The following is a 19384-nucleotide window of genomic DNA, read 5'->3' on the forward strand; positions in this document are numbered from 1 at the left end:
ATTTAAATCAAACCTATAGAAAATACAAAAAATTGTCTGGATAAAAAAAGCCAATAGTTAACCTATTTTTCTGGTTGACAACGCTATCATTTTTGGTATTATAATATGTAAAGAGGTCTGACCTCTTAGAGGGAGGAGATAAAATCATGGAAGAAAAAGTATTTTTGCCAAATATCAAAGTTTATGCTGGAGATATTTCCAGTAAAGTCATTGTTTGTGGAGACCCAGGTCGTGCCAAACAAATTGCAGAGTTATTAGATGACGCACAAGAAATTTCGTTTGCAAGAGAGTATCGTATTTTTAATGGTGTTTATCACGGAACGAAGGTTACAATTGCAAGTCATGGCGTTGGTTGCCCAGGTGCAGCCGTTTGCTTTGAAGAGCTGATCAAAGCTGGAGCGAAGGAAATCATTCGTGTGGGAACAGCAGGTTCATACGTTGAGGAATTACCACCAGGAAGCCTAATTGTGGCTGATTCAGCTGTTCGTGAAGATGGCTTGACCTACCAATTGGTCCCCAAAGGAATGCCGGCTGTTGGAGACCTTTCATTAGTACAGAAAGTAGAGAGAAGGACTGCAACAAAAGATATTCGCTATAAACGAGGAACCATTGTCACGTTGGATGTTTTTTATTCAGGTGCTGTGACATTTCCTCATATGGAATATAAAGCAGCAGGAGCCTTGGGGGCGGAGATGGAGTTGGCTTCACTGTACATCATTGCCAGAATGCGAGGCATAGCTGCAGCTGGTATCTTTGCTTTGGACGGATATGCGTTTGCCGACATGAATGAGTACGATCCCCATACTGAAGTTGTTGGACAAGCTGTTAAGGCAGAAATTGAAATTGCTTTAGAAGCATTGTGTGGGGAATAATTAAATTCAAATCATTATTTTTTCTGAATATGCTATAATTTTATAGACAATCATTCAGGAGGACGTAATGACAAATTTTAAAATAGAAAAACAAACATTAGCGCAAGCGACTTATCAAAAATTAAAAACACTAATAGAAACCAAAGAATTATCGGAGGGAGAAAAACTTTCCTCAGAGCTAAAACTGTCTAAACTATTGGAGGTAAGCAGACCCATTTTAAGAGAAGCTTTATTGCGATTAGAAACGGAAGGATACATTATAAGAAAACATGGTGTAGGAACTTTTGTATTAGACAGCAAGCCAAATTTACGTTCAGGATTAGAAAAACTAGATAGTATTACTGAATTTGTGACAGAACGTGATTATCAAATCGGTACGAACATAACAGAAACATTGAAAGCTATCCAAAACAAAAAAATTTCTTCTGCTTTATTATTAGAGCCTGATCAACGATTGTTTTATTTTCAGCGTGTACGCACAGCAGATGGTGTGGCATTTTCAATTGACGATGTCTATATTCCAGAGAAATATATCGATGAGCAATTACTGGAAGTCCAATCAAAAGAATCTATGTTAGAGTATTTTGATCATGTTCTGCAACATAAAATCAAAAAATCTGATTGTTTGATTTATGCAGAAAATGCCGATAGTAAAACAGCAAAACAGTTGAAATTAAAGGAAAATCAAGCAGTTCAAATGATGGAGCAAACATTTTTCAATACACTGAATCAACCGATTTTTTATTGTAAGACGACCGTTTCGAATTCTATTTTACAGTTTAATTTTGTGCGTAACCGATAATTTTAGAAAGGATTATCAATGAAACTACCACTAAAAAAAAATGTTTTAGAAACAGCTCTAGCAGCATATAAGAATGGATTAATGGCTGGTACTAGCGGAAATTTCAGCGCTATTGATCGAGAATCTGGAGTGATGGTGATCACACCGAGCAGTGTCCCTTATACCGAGTTACATGAAGACGAAATGAGCGTCATTGACTTGAACGGGTTACTGATTTCAGGAATGAAACCGTCTTCAGAATGGCAGATGCATTTAGAAATCTATCGAACGTCAAAAAAAACAGGAGCAATTGCACACACACATTCTCCCTTTGCAACATCGTTTGCAGTATTAAATGAGTCTATTCCAACTGTTTTGATTGAAATGGCATTATTAGGAGGAGAAATACCAGTTGCTCCTTTTGCTATGCCTGGTTCCGTTGAATTAGGTATATCGGTAGCAGAAACATTGAACAAATATACAGTAAATGCTTGTTTATTAGAAAATCATGGCGCATTGGCAATCGGCGAGACAATGACTCAAGCGTATACAAATGCTGTTTATTTAGAAGATGTTGCGAAAATTTATCATTATGCACGAGCTGTAGGGCAGCCAAAAATCGTGAAAGAAACAGCCATTCAGCAAATGTTGGCTAATATAAAGGGGTAAAGAGCATGTTGCAAGTAGAATCAGTCCGTTATGTAAAAGAAGAAAACCAAATTATCCTATTGGATCAAACCTTATTACCAACCCAAGAAGAGTATATCACCATTTCAACGGTGGAAGCACTTTGGGAAGCCATCGTTAAGTTACAAGTTCGTGGTGCGCCTGCAATTGGAATAGCAGCAGCTTATGGTGCAGCTATGAGTGCACAGACGTTTGATGTCACAACTTATGATGACTTCAAAGAAGAATATCAAGCAATATCGACTTATCTAGCCAGCTCAAGACCAACAGCTGTTAATTTATTCTGGGCGTTGAATCGAATGGAACAGGTTGTCAAAGAAAATCCACAAAGAAATGTAAATGAATTAAAAGAACTGTTGATTCAAGAAGCCAATTTAATTAAAATCGAAGATGCCCAAATGTGTAAGCAAATTGGGGAGCATGCTTTGACCTTGTTAGAAGATGGACAGACAGTTTTGACCCATTGTAACGCCGGAGCCATTGCAACGGCACAATATGGAACCGCTTTATCACCAATCTATTTAGCGAAAGAACGTGGGATGACACTACGCGTGTATGCAGATGAAACACGTCCATTGCTTCAAGGGGCGCGTTTAACTACGTGGGAATTGATGAAAGCTGGTATCGATGTGACCTTGATTACCGATAATATGGCGGCTATGGTCATGCAACAAGGAAAAATAGACGCAGTTATTGTTGGATGTGATCGAATTGCTGCAAATGGTGATGCTGCCAATAAGATTGGAACTTACGGCGTTGCTGTGTTAGCTGAAAAACACGGGATTCCATTTTATGTTGCTGGTCCAACATCAACAATTGATATGGAGACCAAAACAGGTTTAGACATTCCAATCGAAGAACGTGGAGCGGCTGAGATCACAAACGGTTTTGGTAAACAAACAGCGCCTGATAATGTAAAAGTGTACAATCCGGCATTCGATGTGACGCCTCACGAACTGATTACAGCGATCATTACTGAAAAAGGGGTCATTGAACGACCTAACGAAGTTAAGATGCAGGCAATGTTTGGTGAATAAAAGGAGTTATAAATGATGACGATATATTTATTGATTAATATACTTGGTGTGTTATTATTTGTGGGAATCGCTTGTTTGTTTTCGAAAGATCGCAAAAATATTCATTGGCGCTCAATTGTTGTTTTGGTGTTACTAAATATTTTTCTGGCATGGTTTCTAACATCATTTTCAGCTGGACGCTTTGCGATTGAAAAAATAGCTGACGGTTTTAACTGGTTGATTGAAACATCATTTTCAGGTATTGGTTTTGCCTTTTCTAGTATGGTAAATGTTAAAAATATGGATGTTGTTGTGAGTGCGTTGATGCCGATTTTACTGGTAGTGCCGCTCTTTGATATTTTAACGTATGTTGGTGTATTGCCTTTTATCATTAAATGGTTGGGAAAAGGACTATCTAAATTGACAGGGCAACCAAAATTTGAATCTTTCTTTGCTGTTGAAATGATGTTTCTAGGGAATACAGAAGCATTAGCCGTATCTAGTGGACAATTAAAAAGATTACGAAGTGCGCGGATTTTGACGATTTCAATGATGTCGATGAGTTGTGTTTCTGCAGCGATGATCGGTGTGTATCTTCAAATGTTGCCTGCACAATTTGTCTTGACAGCCATTCCACTAAATATTATCAATGCGATGATCGTAACAAGCGTATTGAATCCTGTGACGATTACTGAAGAAGAAGATACGATTTATAAAATTGAAAAAACAGATCGTGAACCATTTTTCTCTTTCCTAGGAAACTCTATTATAGAAGCAGGAAAGTTGATCTTGATTATTACAGCGATGATTATTTCCTTTGTGGCACTAGCGGCCTTGATCGATAAAATTTTAGCGCTGTTTCCTGGCGGTTTGTCTTTAAGTAAAATATTAGGCGTGTTTATGACACCGTTTGCTTTTGCCTTAGGTTTACCTTTAAATGAAGCATTTGAAGCTGCTCAATATATGGGAACCAAGCTGGTGACAAATGAATTTGTGGCGATGGGTGAATTGAACCCGCAACTTGCTTCATTAAGTCAACATATGGCTGCAGTGTTAAGCACATTTTTAGTTTCTTTTGCAAATTTTTCTACAATAGGTATGATTTTAGGGTGTTTAAATGGTATTTTGAAGAAAGAGATTTCAGATGAAGTCTCAAAAAATGTTCCTTATATGTTATTATCAGGAGTGTTAGTGTCATTATTAAGTGCAGGCATGGTTGGTTTGTTTATTTGGTAAAAATTTGTGTTGATAAGGAAAATAATGTTGAAAGATCAAAATCTTACTTGCACGTGCATATTAAAAAGTTATCTGGTTTCATGGATTAATACCTACACTTTTATACGAGGAGAGTTTATATGTTTCGATGGAAAAAACTTAGTAAAGCAGAGCTAAAACGTGAAATTTTAGCCGGAACAACTTCATTTTTCGCTATTTCTTATATCATAATGGTGAATACAATGATTTTAGCTGAAGCCGGGATGCCAAAAGAGCTTACAATCTTTGGCACGATCTTTATCTCGATCATTGGATCGATTTTGATGGGGCTTGTTGCCGATGCGCCAATCGTTTTGACGACGGGAATGGGTGTGAATTCGTTTTTTACTTATACCTTGGTCCTTTCTTTGGGATTAACCTGGCAACAAGCACTGGCTGTTAGTTTTTGTGCAGGTATTATTTATTTACTGGTTGCGTTTACGAAGTTAAGCAAATTATTTGCAGAAGTTGTTCCTGAAACATTAAAAACTGGGATTACTGTAGGAATCGGTTTTTTTCTTGTACTGATTGGTTTAGAAAAAGGACATCTCATCATACGAGGAGAACATACTTTTACTCAATTAGCACCATTAAGTGATAGTTTGACCTTATTGACCTTATTTTCATTGATTTTAACTGTGTGTCTTTTTTTAAAAGGCGTGCAAGGGAGTTTTTTCATCGGAATAGTTGTTGTAACGATCATTGCTAATGTGATGGGCTTGGTAAGTGCTACAGAGCATTTTTCTTTGAGTGGATTAAAAAATTATCCGCAAATTTTTTCAAAATTAGATTTTAGTACCTTTTTTTCTAAAAGCTTTTTGCTAGGAGTCTTTGCTTTATCTATGATTTTGATTTTTGAATCAATGGGCTTACTTAAGGGCTTAATGCCAGAAGCAGATGAAAAAAAATATTTACGGGCGTATCGTGTAACTGGTTTTATCACATTACTATCTGGTATTTTTGGTACAAGCCCAACTGTGGCTGCAGCTGAAAGTGCGACAGGAATTGAAGAAGGCGGGAAAACTGGGCTTACTTCAATTACAAGCGGGATCTGTTTTTTCTTAGCTTTGTTAGCATTGCCGTTTCTATCTTATATCCCAGATTCAGCACTAGCACCAGCGATTATCATAACAGGTTTCCTAATGATTCAACAAATCAAAACGTTGCATTTTGATGATTTCAGTGACTACTTTCCTGCGATGTTAATGATCGTTTTGATTCCATTTACGATGAATATTTCGGATGGAATGGCCTTTGGGTTTGTTGCGTATCCATTGACTAAGTTGGTTGCGGGAAAAAAATCAGAACTATCGTTACCTATGTGGCTGATTTCAGGACTGTTCTTGATATATTTGATCGTCAATGTACTGATTTAAAATAAAAAACTTGCTACCTCTATTCAAAATAGAGTGAGCAAGTTTTTTTAGCCAATAATAATTTTTTCGGATGGGTATTCATAGCCAATATCGCGTGTTTCTTTTGGTACAAACAGCATCAAAGTATAAAGCATGCCGATTCGACCAATGAACATCAACAGAGCAATCATCAACTTGCCAACTGTTGTTAAATCAGAGGTGATTCCTAATGATAAACCTGTCGTACCAAAAGCTGAGGCTACTTCAACAATAATGGCGATCAGTGGATGATCTTCGGTTGCGGTCAAAAATAAAACCGCAAAGAAACACATGATCAACGAAAGCATAAAGACGACAATCGATTTTTTTACATCGTCATCATCGATTCGGCGTCCGAAGACATTGATTTTATCTTCGCTTTTTAAGAAAGAGTATAAGTACAAACCGATGATCGCAACAGTTGTTGTACGAATACCACCACCAACAGAACTAGGACTACAGCCAATAAACATCAAAAGAGAAAATACAATCAACGTTGTAATTTGAAAATCGCCTAAATCGTTGATCTGCAAACCAGCATTTCGAGTCGTCATAGAATAGAACATGGAGGTGATCCAACGCTGTACTTCACCCATGCCTACAAATAAATGATCTTTTTCCAATAAATAAATCAAAATCGTTCCACCGACAAATAAAATCACAAATGCTAAAACGGCAATTTTACTAAACAAAGAAAAACGAAAAGGCAGGCCTCGTTTTTTCTTCTTAAAGAATAGCCATTCACGAAACTCCATCAAGACTGGAAACCCAATGCCGCCGACAAAAATCAAAAACATGATCACGATCAAAAAAAGATAATCAGTAGCAAAGGGGATAATTGAATCGCCAGTAACGTCAAAACCAGAGTTAGTAACAGCTGAAATCGATTGGTAAAAACCAAAGAAAATCGCTTTTGGCCAAGTTGTGTAATAACCCGAAAAATAAAAATAGATTGAAAAAAAAGTGCCGAAAATTACTTGAAACCATAAAATAATCGTAAAAGTGATTCGAATCAAGCGAACGATACCACTTAATTTTGGTTGATTCATATCCGTCATGATCAATTGCCGCTGTTTTAACGAAATCCTTCGTTTGGATAGAATAATAAATGCTGTTGAAATCATCATGATCCCTAAACCGCCAATTTGAAAAAGAATTTCCAACAGAATCACTCCGCGGTCATTAAAAACAGAATTGATATCAAAAGTAGATAAACCTGTAACACTTACGGTACTGATTGCCATAAAAAGCATATCAATAAAACCAACTTGAGATCCTGGTTCCCTAAAAAAAGGGAGGCAAAATAACAAATAAGAAATAACTGTCATAATTATATAGTAAGAAACAATAATTTGAATTGATGAAAAATGAGTAGAAATAAAACGTCTTCCTTTGCGCTGAGCCAGCCATAAAAGCCGAAATCGATTCATAATGGACCTCCTGAACATCGTTAAAATAAGTATAGCAGAAATTAAATGATGGGCAAACAAAGAATAAACACTTAGAAGAAATAAGAAATTGATTAAAAAAAAAGAGAATGTAGCACAAATCATGCAGAAAATGTTATTTTATTGTGAGAGGAGTAACATTCTTATGTTTGTTTTTTGAAATATAAGGAAAAGAATTGGATTTGAATACTTATTTTTTTATTTATAAATGTGATTTGTTTCACATTTGGTAGAGGTAGTGTCAAATTTAAGCTGAATAAATAAGTGTTGTAGGACTAAAAATTACTGAGGTGGGGAAAAAATGAAAAAAGTCATCATGAGTTTATTATCATTAAGTTTGTTTGCAGGACTTGCGGTAGGTTGTAGCAGTGACCAAGACAAAACAACAAAGAAAAGTAAAGAATCCAAAGAAAGTACAGAAGTTACTTCTGGGGCATCAGCCAATGGATATACAGATTTAAGCGAGTTAGAAGATCAATATGATATCGTGATCATTGGTGCAGGTGGTGCTGGAATGACAGCGGCCTTACAAGCCAAAGAAGCGGGAATGAATCCAGCTATTCTAGAAAAAATGCCTGTTGCAGGTGGAAACACGATCAAATCATCATCAGGTATGAATGCTTCTGAAACAAAATACCAAAAAGCCGAAGGCATTACTGACAGCAACGATAAATTCTTTGAAGAAACACTAAAGGGTGGAAAAGGAACGAACGATAAAGAACTATTACGCTTTTTCGTAGATCATTCAGCAGATGCAATCGATTGGTTAGATACTAAGGGGATTGAACTTAGCAATTTAACAATCACAGGTGGAATGAGCGAAAAACGTACACATCGTCCAGCTGATGGCTCTGCAATCGGTGGCTACTTAGTAGACGGACTTGTTCGCAATGTTAAAGAAGAAAAAATTCCACTTTTTGTGAATGCAAACGTAACTGAAATTACTGAAAAAGACGGTCAAGTGAACGGTGTCAAAGTCAAACTAAACGATAAAGAAACCAAAGAAATCAAATCAAATGCTGTAATCGTTACAACTGGCGGTTTTGGTGCGAATAAAGAAATGCTTGAAAAATACGATCCAAAACTAAAAGATTATGTAACCACAAATCAAGAAGGAACAACTGGTGATGGTATCAAGATGATCGAAAAACTTGGTGGTGCCACAGTAGATATGAAAGAAATTCAAATCCATCCAACTGTTCAACAAGACAAATCATTCTTGATCGGTGAAGTGGTTCGTGGTGAAGGAGCTATTTTAGCTTCACAAGAAGGAACTCGTTTTGTAAATGAAATGGATACACGTGATAAAGTTTCTGCTGCAATCACAGCTTTACCAGAAAAATCAGCATATTTGGTCTTTGATCAAGGTGTTCGTGATCGTGCTAAAGCCATTGATTTTTATGATGAACAAGGTTTTGTTGTAGAAGGCGAAACGATTGAAGAACTAGCGAAGAAAATCGATATGCCAGAAGCAAAACTAAAAGAAACCATCGATCTATGGAACAAAGATGTAAAATCAAAATCTGATACTCAATATAACCGTGCAACAGGGATGGATCATGATTTATCAACAGGTCCTTACTATGCAATCAAAATCGCACCAGGCATCCATCATACAATGGGTGGTGTAAAAATCAATACCAAAACAGAAGTATTGAAAGAAGACGGTGCACCAATCAAAGGCTTGTATGCCGCAGGTGAAGTAACTGGTGGCTTGCATGGTGCAAACCGTATCGGCGGAAATGCTGTAGCAGATATTATCATCTTTGGTCGCCAATCTGGAACAGAAGCGGCGAACTTTGCTTCAACACAAAAATAAATAAGTTTAAAAGGACTAATAGAATAAAACGTTCGCGTTTGTCTATTGGTTCTTTTTTACATAAAATCGAGTGTTCATTAAAAACTAAGAAAGCAATTTTTCAAAAATACTGCTTTTTTATCAAAAATATAGTAAAATACGAGAGGAACTAAACGAGAGGTGACGACGAAGGAATGGCACAATTATTTTTTAAATATGGCGCAATGAACAGTGGTAAAACGATCGAGATCTTAAAAGTAGCTCATAATTATGAAGAACAAGACAAACCAGTTGTGATTATGACTAGTGGACTTGATACTAGAGATGGCGTTGGTGTCGTTTCAAGCCGCATCGGACTTAGACGAGAAGCCATCCCGATTTTTAAAGAAACAAATGTATATGAGTTGATTCAAGCACTTGATTATAAGCCTTATTGCATTTTGGTGGATGAATCACAATTTTTAGGAAAAAAACATGTGATCGAATTTGCGAAGGTCGTAGATGAACTGAATATACCTGTTATGGCATTTGGCTTGAAGAATGATTTTCGAAATGAACTATTTGAAGGATCAAAATACTTGATGCTCTATGCAGATAAACTAGAAGAACTAAAAACAATCTGCTGGTTCTGCCACAAGAAAGCCACGATGAATCTGCATTATATTGATGGTCAGCCTGTTTACGAAGGGACACAAGTCCAAATCGGTGGTAATGAAGCCTACTATCCAGTCTGCCGTAACCATTATTTTCATCCGCCGATCGACGGTGAACAAGTAGAAACCAATTAATGGATTAAGAAAATGAAAAATAAAAGACACTTACTTAACGAAAAAGGAGCAACTAACTATGTACGATCAGTTACAATCAATCGAAGATCGCTATGAAGAGCTGGGCGAATTACTAAGTGATCCAGAAGTCATTAGTGATACGAAACGTTTTATGCAATTATCAAAAGAAGAGGCCAATACTCGTGAAACAGTCGAGGTATATCGCCGCTACAAACAAGTTGTCGAAGGAATCAGTGATACTGAAGAATTACTAGGCGAAAAATTAGATGCTGAGATGGCTGAAATGGCAAAAGAAGAACTTTCAGAATTGAAGAAAGAAAAAGAAGTTTTGGAAGAGCGTATCAAAATTTTACTATTGCCAACAGATCCTAATGATGACAAGAATATTATCATGGAAATCCGTGGCGCAGCAGGGGGCGACGAAGCAGCATTATTTGCTGGTGATTTATTCGGCATGTACCAAAAATATGCAGAATCCCAAGGCTGGAAAACAGATGTCATGGAAGCTAGTATTACTGGAATCGGTGGGTATAAAGAAGTTATCATGATGATCTCAGGAGACAATGTCTTCTCTAAGCTTAAATATGAAAGTGGCGCGCACCGCGTTCAACGTGTTCCTTCGACTGAATCACAAGGGCGTATCCATACATCAACTGCAACCGTTGTGGTGTTACCAGAAGCAGAAGAAGTAGAACTAGATCTTGCCGACAAAGATATCCGTACAGATATCTATCATGCTAGTGGTGCTGGTGGTCAGCACGTCAATAAAACGGCTTCGGCTGTTCGTTTGACTCATATTCCAACTGGGATCGCTGTTGCGATGCAAGATGAACGTTCGCAAATCAAAAACCGTGAAAAAGCTATGAAAATTTTACGTGCTAGAGTTTATGATCAAATGCAACAAGAAGCACAAAGTGAATACGATGCAAACCGTAAATCAGCAGTAGGTACAGGAGACCGTTCTGAACGAATCCGTACGTACAATTTCCCGCAAAACCGTGTAACGGATCATCGTATCGGTTTAACAATCCAGAAACTAGACCAAATTTTAGCTGGGAAATTAGATGAAATCGTGGATGCATTAGTATTGTACGATCAAACATCAAAATTAGAAGAGATGCAAAATGGGTAACCGTTATTTTGAAGTCCTTGAACGGGCTTCTTCTTTTTTAGAAAAACAAGGGAAAGAAGGTTATAGTATACTTTTCGTTTTTCTGGAAAGAAAGGGCTGGACTAAAACAGATTGGCTACTTCATTTGAAAGAAGAAATAGCGCCAGAAGATGAGCGGCAAATCAATGAAGATTTAGAAAAACTTGCGGAAAATTATCCACCCCAATATTTATTAGGGTACAGTGATTTTTACGATCGGCGCTTTTTAGTTAATCAGCATACCTTGATTCCTCGGCCTGAAACAGAAGAATTAGTTGAGCAGTGTTTAAAAGAAAATCCAAATGAACAGTTAACCGTTGTAGATGTTGGTACTGGTACAGGTGTGATCGGCATTAGTTTAAAATTATCTCGATCTAATTGGCAAGTAACCGCAATCGATATTTCTAAAGAAGCATTGGAGGTTGCAGAAAAAAATGCCAAGCGATTAGAAGCGGAGGTTCAGTTCATCAATGGAGATGGACTAAAACCGATGAAGGATACAAAAATCGATATCTTGATTTCAAATCCACCTTATATCAGCAATACTGAATGGGCATTGATGGATGAGAGTGTGCGGACATTTGAACCGAAAACAGCGTTATTTGCTGAAAGTGATGGGTTAGCTATTTATCAGCAATTAGCTAAAGAAGCTAAAGAGATACTGAAACCAGATGGTAAAATTTATTTAGAAATCGGATTTCAGCAAGGTTTAGCTGTTAAAAAACTTTTCCAGCAAACCTTTCCGCAAAAACAAGTCCACATTGCTCAAGATTTATCGGGAAATGACCGAATGATAATCGTTTCATCTAAAAAGGAGGAGGGATAAGAATTTGGAAACAAAACAATTTACAGCAAATCAAATCGATCAAGCCGCAGATTTGATCCGTCACGGTGAATTAATCGCCTTCCCAACTGAAACGGTGTACGGACTTGGTGCAAACGCATTAGATGAGAAGGCTGTGAAGCAAGTGTATAAGGTCAAAGGACGTCCAAGCGATAATCCGCTGATTGTTCATGTCAGCGATTTTGAAATGGTCAAACAATACGTCAAAGATTTCCCAGAACAGACAAAAGCTTTAGTAGATTCTTTTTGGCCTGGACCATTGACCTTGATTTTTGATATACAGCCAAATACTTTTTCTGCTGCAGTGACGGGTGGGTTGAATACAGTTGCTTTTCGGATGCCTAATAATCAAAAAACATTGGATTTGATCAAAACGGCTGGCGTTCCTTTGGTGGGACCAAGTGCCAATACCTCTGGTAAACCTAGTCCAACGACTGCCCAACATGTCTATCATGATCTTCATGGAAAAATTGCTGGCATATTAGATGATGGGCCAACTCAAATTGGTGTAGAATCAACCGTATTAGATTTAACAGCAAAAAATGGAGTCCCTGTAATATTAAGACCAGGAGCGATTACGAAAGAAAGCTTGGAGCAAGTTATAGGTAATGTGTGTGTGGATCAGCACTTAATTAGCGAAAAAGAAGCACCTAAAGCACCTGGCATGAAGTACAAACATTATTCCCCTGATGTTCCCGTTTGGATCATAGAAGGCGATCAACAAGTGTTTAAAAAAGCAATCGAATGGGCCAAAAGTAAAAAGCAGCGAATTGGCTTGTATGCAGATGATCAGATCACATCCATTTTTTTAAATGATGTAGGAGCTGTCTATTCATTTGGTGAAGATTCAGTAGAACAAGGAACTAAATCATTATTTGCTGGACTTAGAAGCCTCGATGAACAAAATATAGAGGTCATTTTTGCACAAGCCTTCCCTGAATCTGGGTTAGGAATTGCTTATATGAATCGCCTGAAAAAAGCTGCAAATCAAAAAATTATAAAAATTGATTCGATTTTCGAGTAGAGAGCATTTAAGTATGATACAATCGGTACAAACAAATGAAATGGAGGCTTGTTTAATGGATTATAAAACATTTGATCCGGATTTATGGGACGCAATTGCCAAAGAGAATGAACGTCAAGAAAACAACTTGGAGCTGATTGCATCAGAGAACGTTGTTTCTAAAGGAGTTATGGCAGCACAAGGAAGTATTCTTACAAATAAGTATGCGGAAGGATACCCTGGCAAACGTTATTATGGTGGTTGCGAGTTTATCGATATCGTTGAGGATTTGGCGATCGACCGTGCGAAAGAATTATTTGGAGCTAAATTTGCTAATGTACAACCACACTCAGGTTCACAAGCAAATACAGCGGCCTATCTTTCATTGATCGAACCAGGAGATACTGTTTTAGGTATGGACTTGTCTGCGGGAGGACATTTAACTCATGGTTCACCAGTGAACTTTAGTGGAAAAACTTATAACTTTGTAAGTTATGGTGTTGATCCAACGACTGAAGTGATCGATTATAATGTTGTGCGCATTTTAGCGCGCGAGCATCAACCAAAATTGATCGTAGCGGGTGCTAGTGCCTATTCTCGTACAATTGATTTTGAAAAATTCCGTGAAATCGCTGACGAAGTTGGCGCAAAATTAATGGTTGATATGGCGCATATTGCAGGACTAGTTGCAGCGGGCTTACATCCTAACCCAGTACCATATGCAGATATCACAACCTCAACAACGCATAAAACATTACGTGGACCACGCGGCGGACTTATTTTAACCAATGATGAAGATTTAGCGAAAAAAATCAATAGCAATATATTCCCTGGTATTCAGGGCGGACCATTAGAGCACGTAATTGCTGGTAAAGCAGTTGCTTTTAAAGAAGCATTAGATATTACCTTTAAAGAATATAGTGAGCAAGTCATTGAAAATGCTAAGGCAATGACAAAAGTCTTTAACCAAACACCAGAAGCTCGTTTAGTGAGCGGCTCGACAGATAATCATTTATTATTGATCGATGTAAGTGGTTTTGGTTTGAACGGGAAAGAAGCAGAAGCGATTTTAGATAGCGTAAATATCACTGCGAATAAAAATTCGATTCCATTTGAACAACTTAGCCCATTTAAAACAAGTGGTATTCGTATTGGAACACCAGCGATCACAACGAGAGGCTTTAAAGAAGATGATTGTGTGGAAGTGGCTAAATTGATCGTCAAAGTCTTAAATGATCACGAAAATGAAGCAACACTTTCTGAAGTTCGTGCATCTGTTAGTGCGCTTACAAAAAAATATCCACTTTATAAGTAAAAGTTTCGAGTGATTGACTAGTCAATCGCTCGATTTTGTTTTACAATAGGAAGGAATAAATTATTGAAGGAGAATGAGCATGGGAAAATTCCAAGTTATTGATCATCCACTGATCCAACACAAATTAACAATCATTAGAGATAAGGATTGTGGAACAAAGGTTTTTCGCGAAGTCGTGAATGAAATTGCAATGCTTATGGCATACGAGGTTTCAAGAGATATGCCTTTAGAAGATGTTGTGATCGAAACACCGATCTGTGAAACAACACAAAAAACATTATCTGGTAAAAAGGTTGCAATCGTACCGATTTTACGCGCAGGTATTGGAATGGTTGATGGTATTATGGAATTGATTCCGGCAGCAAAAGTTGGCCATATTGGTTTGTACCGTGACCATGAATCATTAGAACCAGTAGAATACTTTGTGAAAATGCCAGAAGATATTGACGCACGTCAGTTATTCGTAGTTGATCCAATGTTAGCAACTGGCGGATCAGCCATCATGGCAATCGATGCGTTGAAAGCACGCGGCGGCAGCAATATTAAATTTGTTTGTTTAGTTGCGGCGCCAGAAGGTGTAAAAGCATTACAAGAAGCGCATCCAGATATTGATATCTATACTGCAGCGTTAGATGAGTATTTAGATAAAGATGGTTATATCGTTCCAGGTTTGGGCGATGCAGGTGACCGTTTGTTTGGTACTAAGTAAAAAAAACGATTCACATCTAGGCAATGTGTTTAAGTTGCCTAGATGTGAATTTTTTTAAATAAAAAATCCATCCAATAATAATGGATGGAAGAAGCTATACTTTTTTTAATTTTTTGTAATTGATGACGATGACACCATTACTTTTGACCATTAAATCAGTGTTATCAGAGTTCTCATCAATTTCCACAACAGCTGAATTATTTAATTGTTTCGTAATAATCCCCGTTTGTGGCTGACCATGCATCAAGAAAGTGACCTGAGTATCAACAGTGAATAAATCCCCTTCTGCAGAAGGCTCAACAGGACGATTAAAGTTACCGAAATTAGACATTCAAAAAAACTTCCTTTCTTAACTATCTCTATTATACCATAAATTAAGAAAAAATTCAGAAAACTAATTTTATTTTAAAAAAAGGCGAGTTTCTGTCTTTACAAAAGGTAGGTTTAGTTTTATAATTTTGATTGTATTGCCAGCTTAGCTCAGTTGGTAGAGCAATGCACTCGTAACGCATAGGTCACAGGTTCGATCCCTGCAGCTGGCATTAATTGAAAAATAGGCATATCAAAGTTTTTGAACTTTCGGTATGCCTGTTTTCTTTTATGTTAACTAAAACAAAGTGTTCTATTATTTCATTTTATTAAAATAAAAAAACAGGTTTGAAGAAAATACTATGTTACGATTTTTTTGACAAAAATAATAGAAAAGCGAGAGGTTACAGATGAAAAAAATTTTGCACTGTATAGGATTCCTAGTAATAGGAGCTTTGATGCTTTATTCTTCTTCAGCTTTTGCACAAGGAAATGTATCTAGTTCAGGAATGAAAACTTCAGATGATGGGACTGATTATGTTCTTGTGGGGAAGGCTTTTCATGATATTTTCTCCGAACCAACAGAAATAGATTTAAACACAAATAAGTTGGTCTATTTTCAACAAGAATTAACAGTCAATAACGGGACGATGACAAAGTATTTAGCAAAATTTACAAACCAGGACAGTACAGGAGATTCTTGGTTTCAATTTGCCTCGTATCCTACAGTCACTAAAGGGAATGCTAAGCTGACGTATACCACAGACGGAATAAATTATAGCGATATACTACCTGATTTAAATGATCTAGTTGGTTATAAGATGGAGCTTACGCAAGCGATCGTCCATCCAGATGATGGAAACAACCAAGAGCCGGATTTACTTATTTCATTTACAATGACGCCCAAAAGAGACTATATTCTTGAAAATAATGCCTTGAATAAAGATATTGTCCCTTTTAGCGGCGGGTATGATTCGGGTGGTTATGGTACCTATATTGATTGGAGATTTGGAAGAGGGGTACATTTTACGAATATCCCAATAATCGGGGAAGATGTTCAGGTCGTTTATGAAGAGGAAGATGGCGCCGTAATTCATGACCCTCAATTATTGAAGGGCAATATTGGTGATACGTATGATGCTACTACAGATCAATATAAATTGGTTATTCCAGGTTATACTTTAAATCAAAATAAACTTCCAACCAATGCTACAGGCTTTTTTACCGCTGAAAAACAAAGCGTCAAATATGTCTATAGTAAAGATCCCGTTGCCGCAGCAGATGTAACAGTAAAATATCAGGATACAAACGGAAAAGAACTTGCAGATGCTGTTATTAAGACAGGAAACATTGGCGATTTGTATTCTACAGAACAAAAAGAGTTTGATGGTTATACATTTAAAGAAGCTCAGGGAAATATTACAGGGATCTTCATGGATGAAGCTCAAACAGTAATTTATATCTATGAAAAAAGGCCATCTAAGGTATCGAATGTAATAGTCAAATATCAAGACACCGATGGGAATAATTTAATTGATGATGTGGTGAAAACTGGAGTAATTGGTGATTCATATACGACTGAACAAAAAGTATTTGACGGCTATACATTTAAGGAGATTCGAGGAATAGCAAAAGGATCATTTACAGATAACCTTCAAGTTGTAACGTATATTTATGAAAGAAAAATAGAAACAATGACCAATGATCAATCAAACGATAAACCTGCGCAAAAAACCACACTATTTCCGCCCTTAGGTGAAAACAATCGATATTCAAAAGTACTAATAATACTTGGAAGTGTGCTAACCATAGGTGTGCTTGTATTTTGGATGGGATTAGTGAAGGTGAAAAACATGAATAATCATGGATAAGATACTTTAGAGGATCTTATCTAAATTAAGTGTAAACTCAAAACCATACTCATTGAAGGTTTTGAGTTTTTTTAACCATTTTCCATTCATTAGGAGAATTCATTCATTATCTTTGTATATTTATAAAAAAGAGCCTACACTAAACGTATAACTAAGTATATAGGAGGAATGCGTCATGTCAGAAAAAGTTGATCAAATCAATAAGTTAGCGAATGAAGCAAAGAAAGAAGTCGAACGTCTAGAAGATAAACGTCAAGAACACCTTGGAAACTCCATCAATTATATTGAGAATGAATTGCAAGTCCAACGATTATACGCTCAAATCGAAGCTTATGAAAAAGTTTTGGACATTGTAAAATAATTAAGATCATGTAAAAATGTTCCATATAAAATAGTTTTTAAATGAATAATAGGCGATACAAAATGAATTTAGTTTTGTATCGCCTATTTTTTTGTCGATTTTATTTCAACGAATAACGATCACTAATAGAAAGGTGAAAGAATAATGGGAGATTTGTGAACGGTAGTTTCCCGCAAAATAAATTAATATTAGTTCATAGCAATTGTCGAGAGAAACGTACAAAAGGGAGAGAGTTAAAATCGGGAGAAATCAAGAATATAAGTATACAGATGCTGATGTAGATAGAATCGTCAAACAAAAGCATCAACGCTGGCAAAAAAAGAGAAAAGCAAAAGATACTTATAAAAACCAGAAGAAGAAACCAACTTCTTCATACAACGAAGCGACCGCTATTTTTTTAGAACATAATCTACCCTTCGATCTAGATGTTATTGAGTGTGTTGTCAATGAGAGCACGGAAGTAACTAAGAAAAACGCGCAAGCAATCGTAAAATTTGTTTCTTCTATAACGAAAGAAAAAGAGTGATCGAAGAGACCCATCGTCCAAGCATTGATGACATAAAAAGCAATGGAAACGTGCAAGCATTTACCCACGTAAAAAGGTCTGGTAAAGCAGCTAAGCTGCAACAAAAAATAAGCAATCAAGAGGAGAGAATCAATTATGGAAAAAGCAATTCATGGTAAAAATGTCAAATTAATGTTTCGTTTATTAAAGGAACGCGCACACAAAAAAGCTGGGTTACTAGCTTTGGAAATGAGTCATACGTATAACCGTGAAACAAACGTAGAAACACAAGCTACTAAAGACGGCAGTGTGGCAACAGGTGGTAGTATCGAATCAAACATCGAAATGGAATTCTTAAAAACAAATACAGACGTTTTCAGCATGCTGGAATATGCCTATGAAAATGGAGAAGAAATCGAAGTATGGCGAATTTTCTTTGATAATCCAGTAGAAGGTGCAAAACGTAAGTATAAAGCGCAATACGGTACTGGTATCTTAGGAAATTTCCCAGATGCTGCAGAAGCAGAAAGTAATGCATCGGTTTCAACGATGTTAAATCTAAACGGTTTGTTAGTAAATGGAGAAGCAACAGTGGACGCTGAAAATGATGAGCTTGCGAAAGCATTCTTCTATGATACTGTGGTAGATGCTAAACCAGAAGAACCAAAAGCTATTTACGAACCACAAACAACACCAACAGCGCCAGCTGAATAAACATTGATTTAATCAAACATGACGATGCAGAGACAAGACTCGATCAGTTTTGTCTCTCATTGTTAAAAAAACTTATTGGAGGAATAACCATGGCTAAAAAAGCAACGAAAGCAGTAGTAACAATCGCAGACAAAAAATATCCTTTGATTTTTGGATTCAAATTTTTAAATGAAATCAATGCACTTCCAAAAGAATCGGAACAAGTAGATAATTTAACACTATTGATCGGTGGATTGATCGATGGTGATCCTAACGCATTAAAATCAGTTCTAATTGCAAGTTTAAGTACGTATGACGAGTTGGACGAACGTGACATCATTGAATACTTAGAAACGTCAGATGAGGTTGAAGTACTCTTTGAAAATTTTATCGAGTTCTTAACATCGGCGCCATTGTTGAAAAAACGAACGATGAAGATCAAAGCCACGATCGAACAAATGATGAAAACAGTCGAAGCACAAGCCAAAGCCGGTTTGGAGCAAGCTATGACGAAATAGTTCTTAGCTGTTTTCGTTATTTTCCAGATATAACATTAAAAGAAATCGAGCGAATGACTCCTTGGGAA

Annotated in this window: 21 protein-coding genes and 1 tRNA gene; 20 read left to right on the forward strand and 2 right to left on the reverse strand. The window is 36.8% G+C overall.

Going from position 1 to position 19384, the window contains the following annotated elements; all coding sequences use genetic code 11:
* The first annotated feature begins 146 nt into the window (after positions 1 to 146).
* From AC4BB7_RS06795 to AC4BB7_RS06820, 6 genes are all read left to right on the forward strand, one after another.
* Positions 147 to 872, forward strand: a complete 726-nt coding sequence (locus AC4BB7_RS06795; protein WP_490484839.1) for a nucleoside phosphorylase — start codon at positions 147 to 149, stop codon at positions 870 to 872.
* 67 nt (positions 873 to 939) lie between these two features.
* Positions 940 to 1674: a GntR family transcriptional regulator gene (locus AC4BB7_RS06800; RefSeq protein ID WP_490484840.1), complete on the forward strand. Its 735-nt coding sequence runs from the start codon at positions 940 to 942 to the stop codon at positions 1672 to 1674.
* An 18-nt stretch (positions 1675 to 1692) separates the two neighbouring features.
* On the forward strand, positions 1693 to 2322 hold the full coding sequence (locus AC4BB7_RS06805; protein ID WP_086345115.1) for a class II aldolase/adducin family protein: 630 nt from the start codon (positions 1693 to 1695) through the stop codon (positions 2320 to 2322).
* Between the two features lie 5 nt (positions 2323 to 2327).
* Positions 2328 to 3377, forward strand: a complete 1050-nt coding sequence (mtnA, locus tag AC4BB7_RS06810; RefSeq protein ID WP_086345114.1) for an S-methyl-5-thioribose-1-phosphate isomerase — start codon at positions 2328 to 2330, stop codon at positions 3375 to 3377.
* Between the two features lie 21 nt (positions 3378 to 3398).
* The gene (locus AC4BB7_RS06815; protein WP_490485127.1) at positions 3399 to 4592 is read left to right on the forward strand and encodes a NupC/NupG family nucleoside CNT transporter; all 1194 of its coding nucleotides are present in this window, start codon (positions 3399 to 3401) and stop codon (positions 4590 to 4592) included.
* Positions 4593 to 4711: 119 nt separating this feature from the next.
* On the forward strand, positions 4712 to 5986 hold the full coding sequence (locus tag AC4BB7_RS06820) for an NCS2 family permease (protein ID WP_490484841.1): 1275 nt from the start codon (positions 4712 to 4714) through the stop codon (positions 5984 to 5986).
* 47 nt (positions 5987 to 6033) lie between these two features.
* Here the strand turns inward: AC4BB7_RS06820 and AC4BB7_RS06825 are convergent, their stop codons facing one another.
* On the reverse strand, positions 6034 to 7434 hold the full coding sequence (locus AC4BB7_RS06825) for a TrkH family potassium uptake protein (RefSeq protein ID WP_490484842.1): 1401 nt from the start codon (positions 7432 to 7434) through the stop codon (positions 6034 to 6036).
* Between the two features lie 319 nt (positions 7435 to 7753).
* Here AC4BB7_RS06825 and AC4BB7_RS06830 point away from each other — a divergent pair, with 319 nt between their 5' ends.
* The 7 genes from AC4BB7_RS06830 to upp all read left to right on the forward strand — a co-directional run bounded on the left by AC4BB7_RS06830 (position 7754) and on the right by upp (position 15059).
* Positions 7754 to 9271 (forward strand): flavocytochrome c, encoded by a 1518-nt coding sequence (locus tag AC4BB7_RS06830; protein ID WP_490484843.1) that lies wholly within the window; start codon positions 7754 to 7756, stop codon positions 9269 to 9271.
* 173 nt (positions 9272 to 9444) lie between these two features.
* Positions 9445 to 10038 carry a thymidine kinase gene (locus AC4BB7_RS06835; protein ID WP_086312596.1) on the forward strand — a complete coding sequence of 198 codons (594 nt, stop codon included), beginning with the start codon at positions 9445 to 9447 and terminating at the stop codon, positions 10036 to 10038.
* A gap of 58 nt (positions 10039 to 10096) precedes the next feature.
* The gene (gene prfA, locus AC4BB7_RS06840) at positions 10097 to 11170 is read left to right on the forward strand and encodes a peptide chain release factor 1 (RefSeq protein ID WP_086312598.1); all 1074 of its coding nucleotides are present in this window, start codon (positions 10097 to 10099) and stop codon (positions 11168 to 11170) included.
* Entirely contained in the window at positions 11163 to 12014 is an 852-nt protein-coding gene (gene prmC / locus AC4BB7_RS06845; protein WP_490484844.1) for a peptide chain release factor N(5)-glutamine methyltransferase, read from the forward strand. Before prfA ends, prmC begins: the two co-directional genes overlap by 8 nt.
* Positions 12015 to 12018: 4 nt before the next feature.
* Positions 12019 to 13056, forward strand: a complete 1038-nt coding sequence (locus tag AC4BB7_RS06850) for an L-threonylcarbamoyladenylate synthase (protein WP_490484845.1) — start codon at positions 12019 to 12021, stop codon at positions 13054 to 13056.
* Between the two features lie 55 nt (positions 13057 to 13111).
* On the forward strand, positions 13112 to 14350 hold the full coding sequence (gene glyA / locus AC4BB7_RS06855) for a serine hydroxymethyltransferase (protein WP_086312604.1): 1239 nt from the start codon (positions 13112 to 13114) through the stop codon (positions 14348 to 14350).
* A 79-nt stretch (positions 14351 to 14429) separates the two neighbouring features.
* On the forward strand, positions 14430 to 15059 hold the full coding sequence (gene upp, locus AC4BB7_RS06860; protein WP_086312606.1) for a uracil phosphoribosyltransferase: 630 nt from the start codon (positions 14430 to 14432) through the stop codon (positions 15057 to 15059).
* 94 nt (positions 15060 to 15153) lie between these two features.
* Here the strand turns inward: upp and AC4BB7_RS06865 are convergent, their stop codons facing one another.
* On the reverse strand, positions 15154 to 15390 hold the full coding sequence (locus AC4BB7_RS06865; RefSeq protein WP_010763354.1) for a hypothetical protein: 237 nt from the start codon (positions 15388 to 15390) through the stop codon (positions 15154 to 15156).
* Between the two features lie 138 nt (positions 15391 to 15528).
* Here AC4BB7_RS06865 and AC4BB7_RS06870 point away from each other — a divergent pair.
* The 7 genes from AC4BB7_RS06870 to AC4BB7_RS06900 all read left to right on the forward strand — a co-directional run bounded on the left by AC4BB7_RS06870 (position 15529) and on the right by AC4BB7_RS06900 (position 19316).
* Positions 15529 to 15601, forward strand: a tRNA-Thr gene (locus tag AC4BB7_RS06870).
* Positions 15602 to 15778: 177 nt separating this feature from the next.
* On the forward strand, positions 15779 to 17239 hold the full coding sequence (locus tag AC4BB7_RS06875) for a MucBP domain-containing protein (RefSeq protein ID WP_490484846.1): 1461 nt from the start codon (positions 15779 to 15781) through the stop codon (positions 17237 to 17239).
* 175 nt (positions 17240 to 17414) lie between these two features.
* Positions 17415 to 17600, forward strand: coding sequence for a hypothetical protein (locus AC4BB7_RS06880; RefSeq protein ID WP_490484847.1), 186 nt, complete (start codon positions 17415 to 17417; stop codon positions 17598 to 17600).
* Positions 17601 to 17802: 202 nt separating this feature from the next.
* Positions 17803 to 18126 (forward strand): hypothetical protein, encoded by a 324-nt coding sequence (locus AC4BB7_RS06885; protein WP_086312612.1) that lies wholly within the window; start codon positions 17803 to 17805, stop codon positions 18124 to 18126.
* A complete protein-coding gene (locus AC4BB7_RS06890) occupies positions 18123 to 18284 on the forward strand; it encodes a hypothetical protein (RefSeq protein WP_170922924.1) in 162 nt (53 codons plus the stop codon). Before AC4BB7_RS06885 ends, AC4BB7_RS06890 begins: the two co-directional genes overlap by 4 nt.
* Positions 18262 to 18819, forward strand: coding sequence for a phage major tail protein, TP901-1 family (locus tag AC4BB7_RS06895; RefSeq protein ID WP_086312614.1), 558 nt, complete (start codon positions 18262 to 18264; stop codon positions 18817 to 18819). Before AC4BB7_RS06890 ends, AC4BB7_RS06895 begins: the two co-directional genes overlap by 23 nt.
* 89 nt (positions 18820 to 18908) lie before the next feature.
* Entirely contained in the window at positions 18909 to 19316 is a 408-nt protein-coding gene (locus AC4BB7_RS06900; RefSeq protein ID WP_086312616.1) for a tail assembly chaperone, read from the forward strand.
* Positions 19317 to 19384 lie beyond the last annotated feature (68 nt).

The sequence above is a fragment of the Enterococcus sp. AAFC-DPL-5182 genome, from assembly GCF_058216605.1.

What these genes read in the sequence shown, in the direction of transcription:
- prmC (WP_490484844.1), top strand. Translation starts at nt 11,163, where the DNA reads ATGGGTAACCGTTATTTTGAAGTCCTTGAACGGGCTTCTTCTTTTTTA.
- AC4BB7_RS06795 (WP_490484839.1), top strand. Translation starts at nt 147, where the DNA reads ATGGAAGAAAAAGTATTTTTGCCAAATATCAAAGTTTATGCTGGAGAT.
- AC4BB7_RS06830 (WP_490484843.1), top strand. Translation starts at nt 7,754, where the DNA reads ATGAAAAAAGTCATCATGAGTTTATTATCATTAAGTTTGTTTGCAGGA.
- AC4BB7_RS06900 (WP_086312616.1), top strand. Translation starts at nt 18,909, where the DNA reads ATGGCTAAAAAAGCAACGAAAGCAGTAGTAACAATCGCAGACAAAAAA.
- AC4BB7_RS06875 (WP_490484846.1), top strand. Translation starts at nt 15,779, where the DNA reads ATGAAAAAAATTTTGCACTGTATAGGATTCCTAGTAATAGGAGCTTTG.
- AC4BB7_RS06895 (WP_086312614.1), top strand. Translation starts at nt 18,262, where the DNA reads ATGGAAAAAGCAATTCATGGTAAAAATGTCAAATTAATGTTTCGTTTA.
- glyA (WP_086312604.1), top strand. Translation starts at nt 13,112, where the DNA reads ATGGATTATAAAACATTTGATCCGGATTTATGGGACGCAATTGCCAAA.
- AC4BB7_RS06880 (WP_490484847.1), top strand. Translation starts at nt 17,415, where the DNA reads ATGTCAGAAAAAGTTGATCAAATCAATAAGTTAGCGAATGAAGCAAAG.
- prfA (WP_086312598.1), top strand. Translation starts at nt 10,097, where the DNA reads ATGTACGATCAGTTACAATCAATCGAAGATCGCTATGAAGAGCTGGGC.
- upp (WP_086312606.1), top strand. Translation starts at nt 14,430, where the DNA reads ATGGGAAAATTCCAAGTTATTGATCATCCACTGATCCAACACAAATTA.
- AC4BB7_RS06800 (WP_490484840.1), top strand. Translation starts at nt 940, where the DNA reads ATGACAAATTTTAAAATAGAAAAACAAACATTAGCGCAAGCGACTTAT.
- AC4BB7_RS06865 (WP_010763354.1), bottom strand. Translation starts at nt 15,390, where the DNA reads ATGTCTAATTTCGGTAACTTTAATCGTCCTGTTGAGCCTTCTGCAGAA.
- AC4BB7_RS06820 (WP_490484841.1), top strand. Translation starts at nt 4,712, where the DNA reads ATGTTTCGATGGAAAAAACTTAGTAAAGCAGAGCTAAAACGTGAAATT.
- mtnA (WP_086345114.1), top strand. Translation starts at nt 2,328, where the DNA reads ATGTTGCAAGTAGAATCAGTCCGTTATGTAAAAGAAGAAAACCAAATT.
- AC4BB7_RS06835 (WP_086312596.1), top strand. Translation starts at nt 9,445, where the DNA reads ATGGCACAATTATTTTTTAAATATGGCGCAATGAACAGTGGTAAAACG.
- AC4BB7_RS06805 (WP_086345115.1), top strand. Translation starts at nt 1,693, where the DNA reads ATGAAACTACCACTAAAAAAAAATGTTTTAGAAACAGCTCTAGCAGCA.
- AC4BB7_RS06825 (WP_490484842.1), bottom strand. Translation starts at nt 7,434, where the DNA reads ATGAATCGATTTCGGCTTTTATGGCTGGCTCAGCGCAAAGGAAGACGT.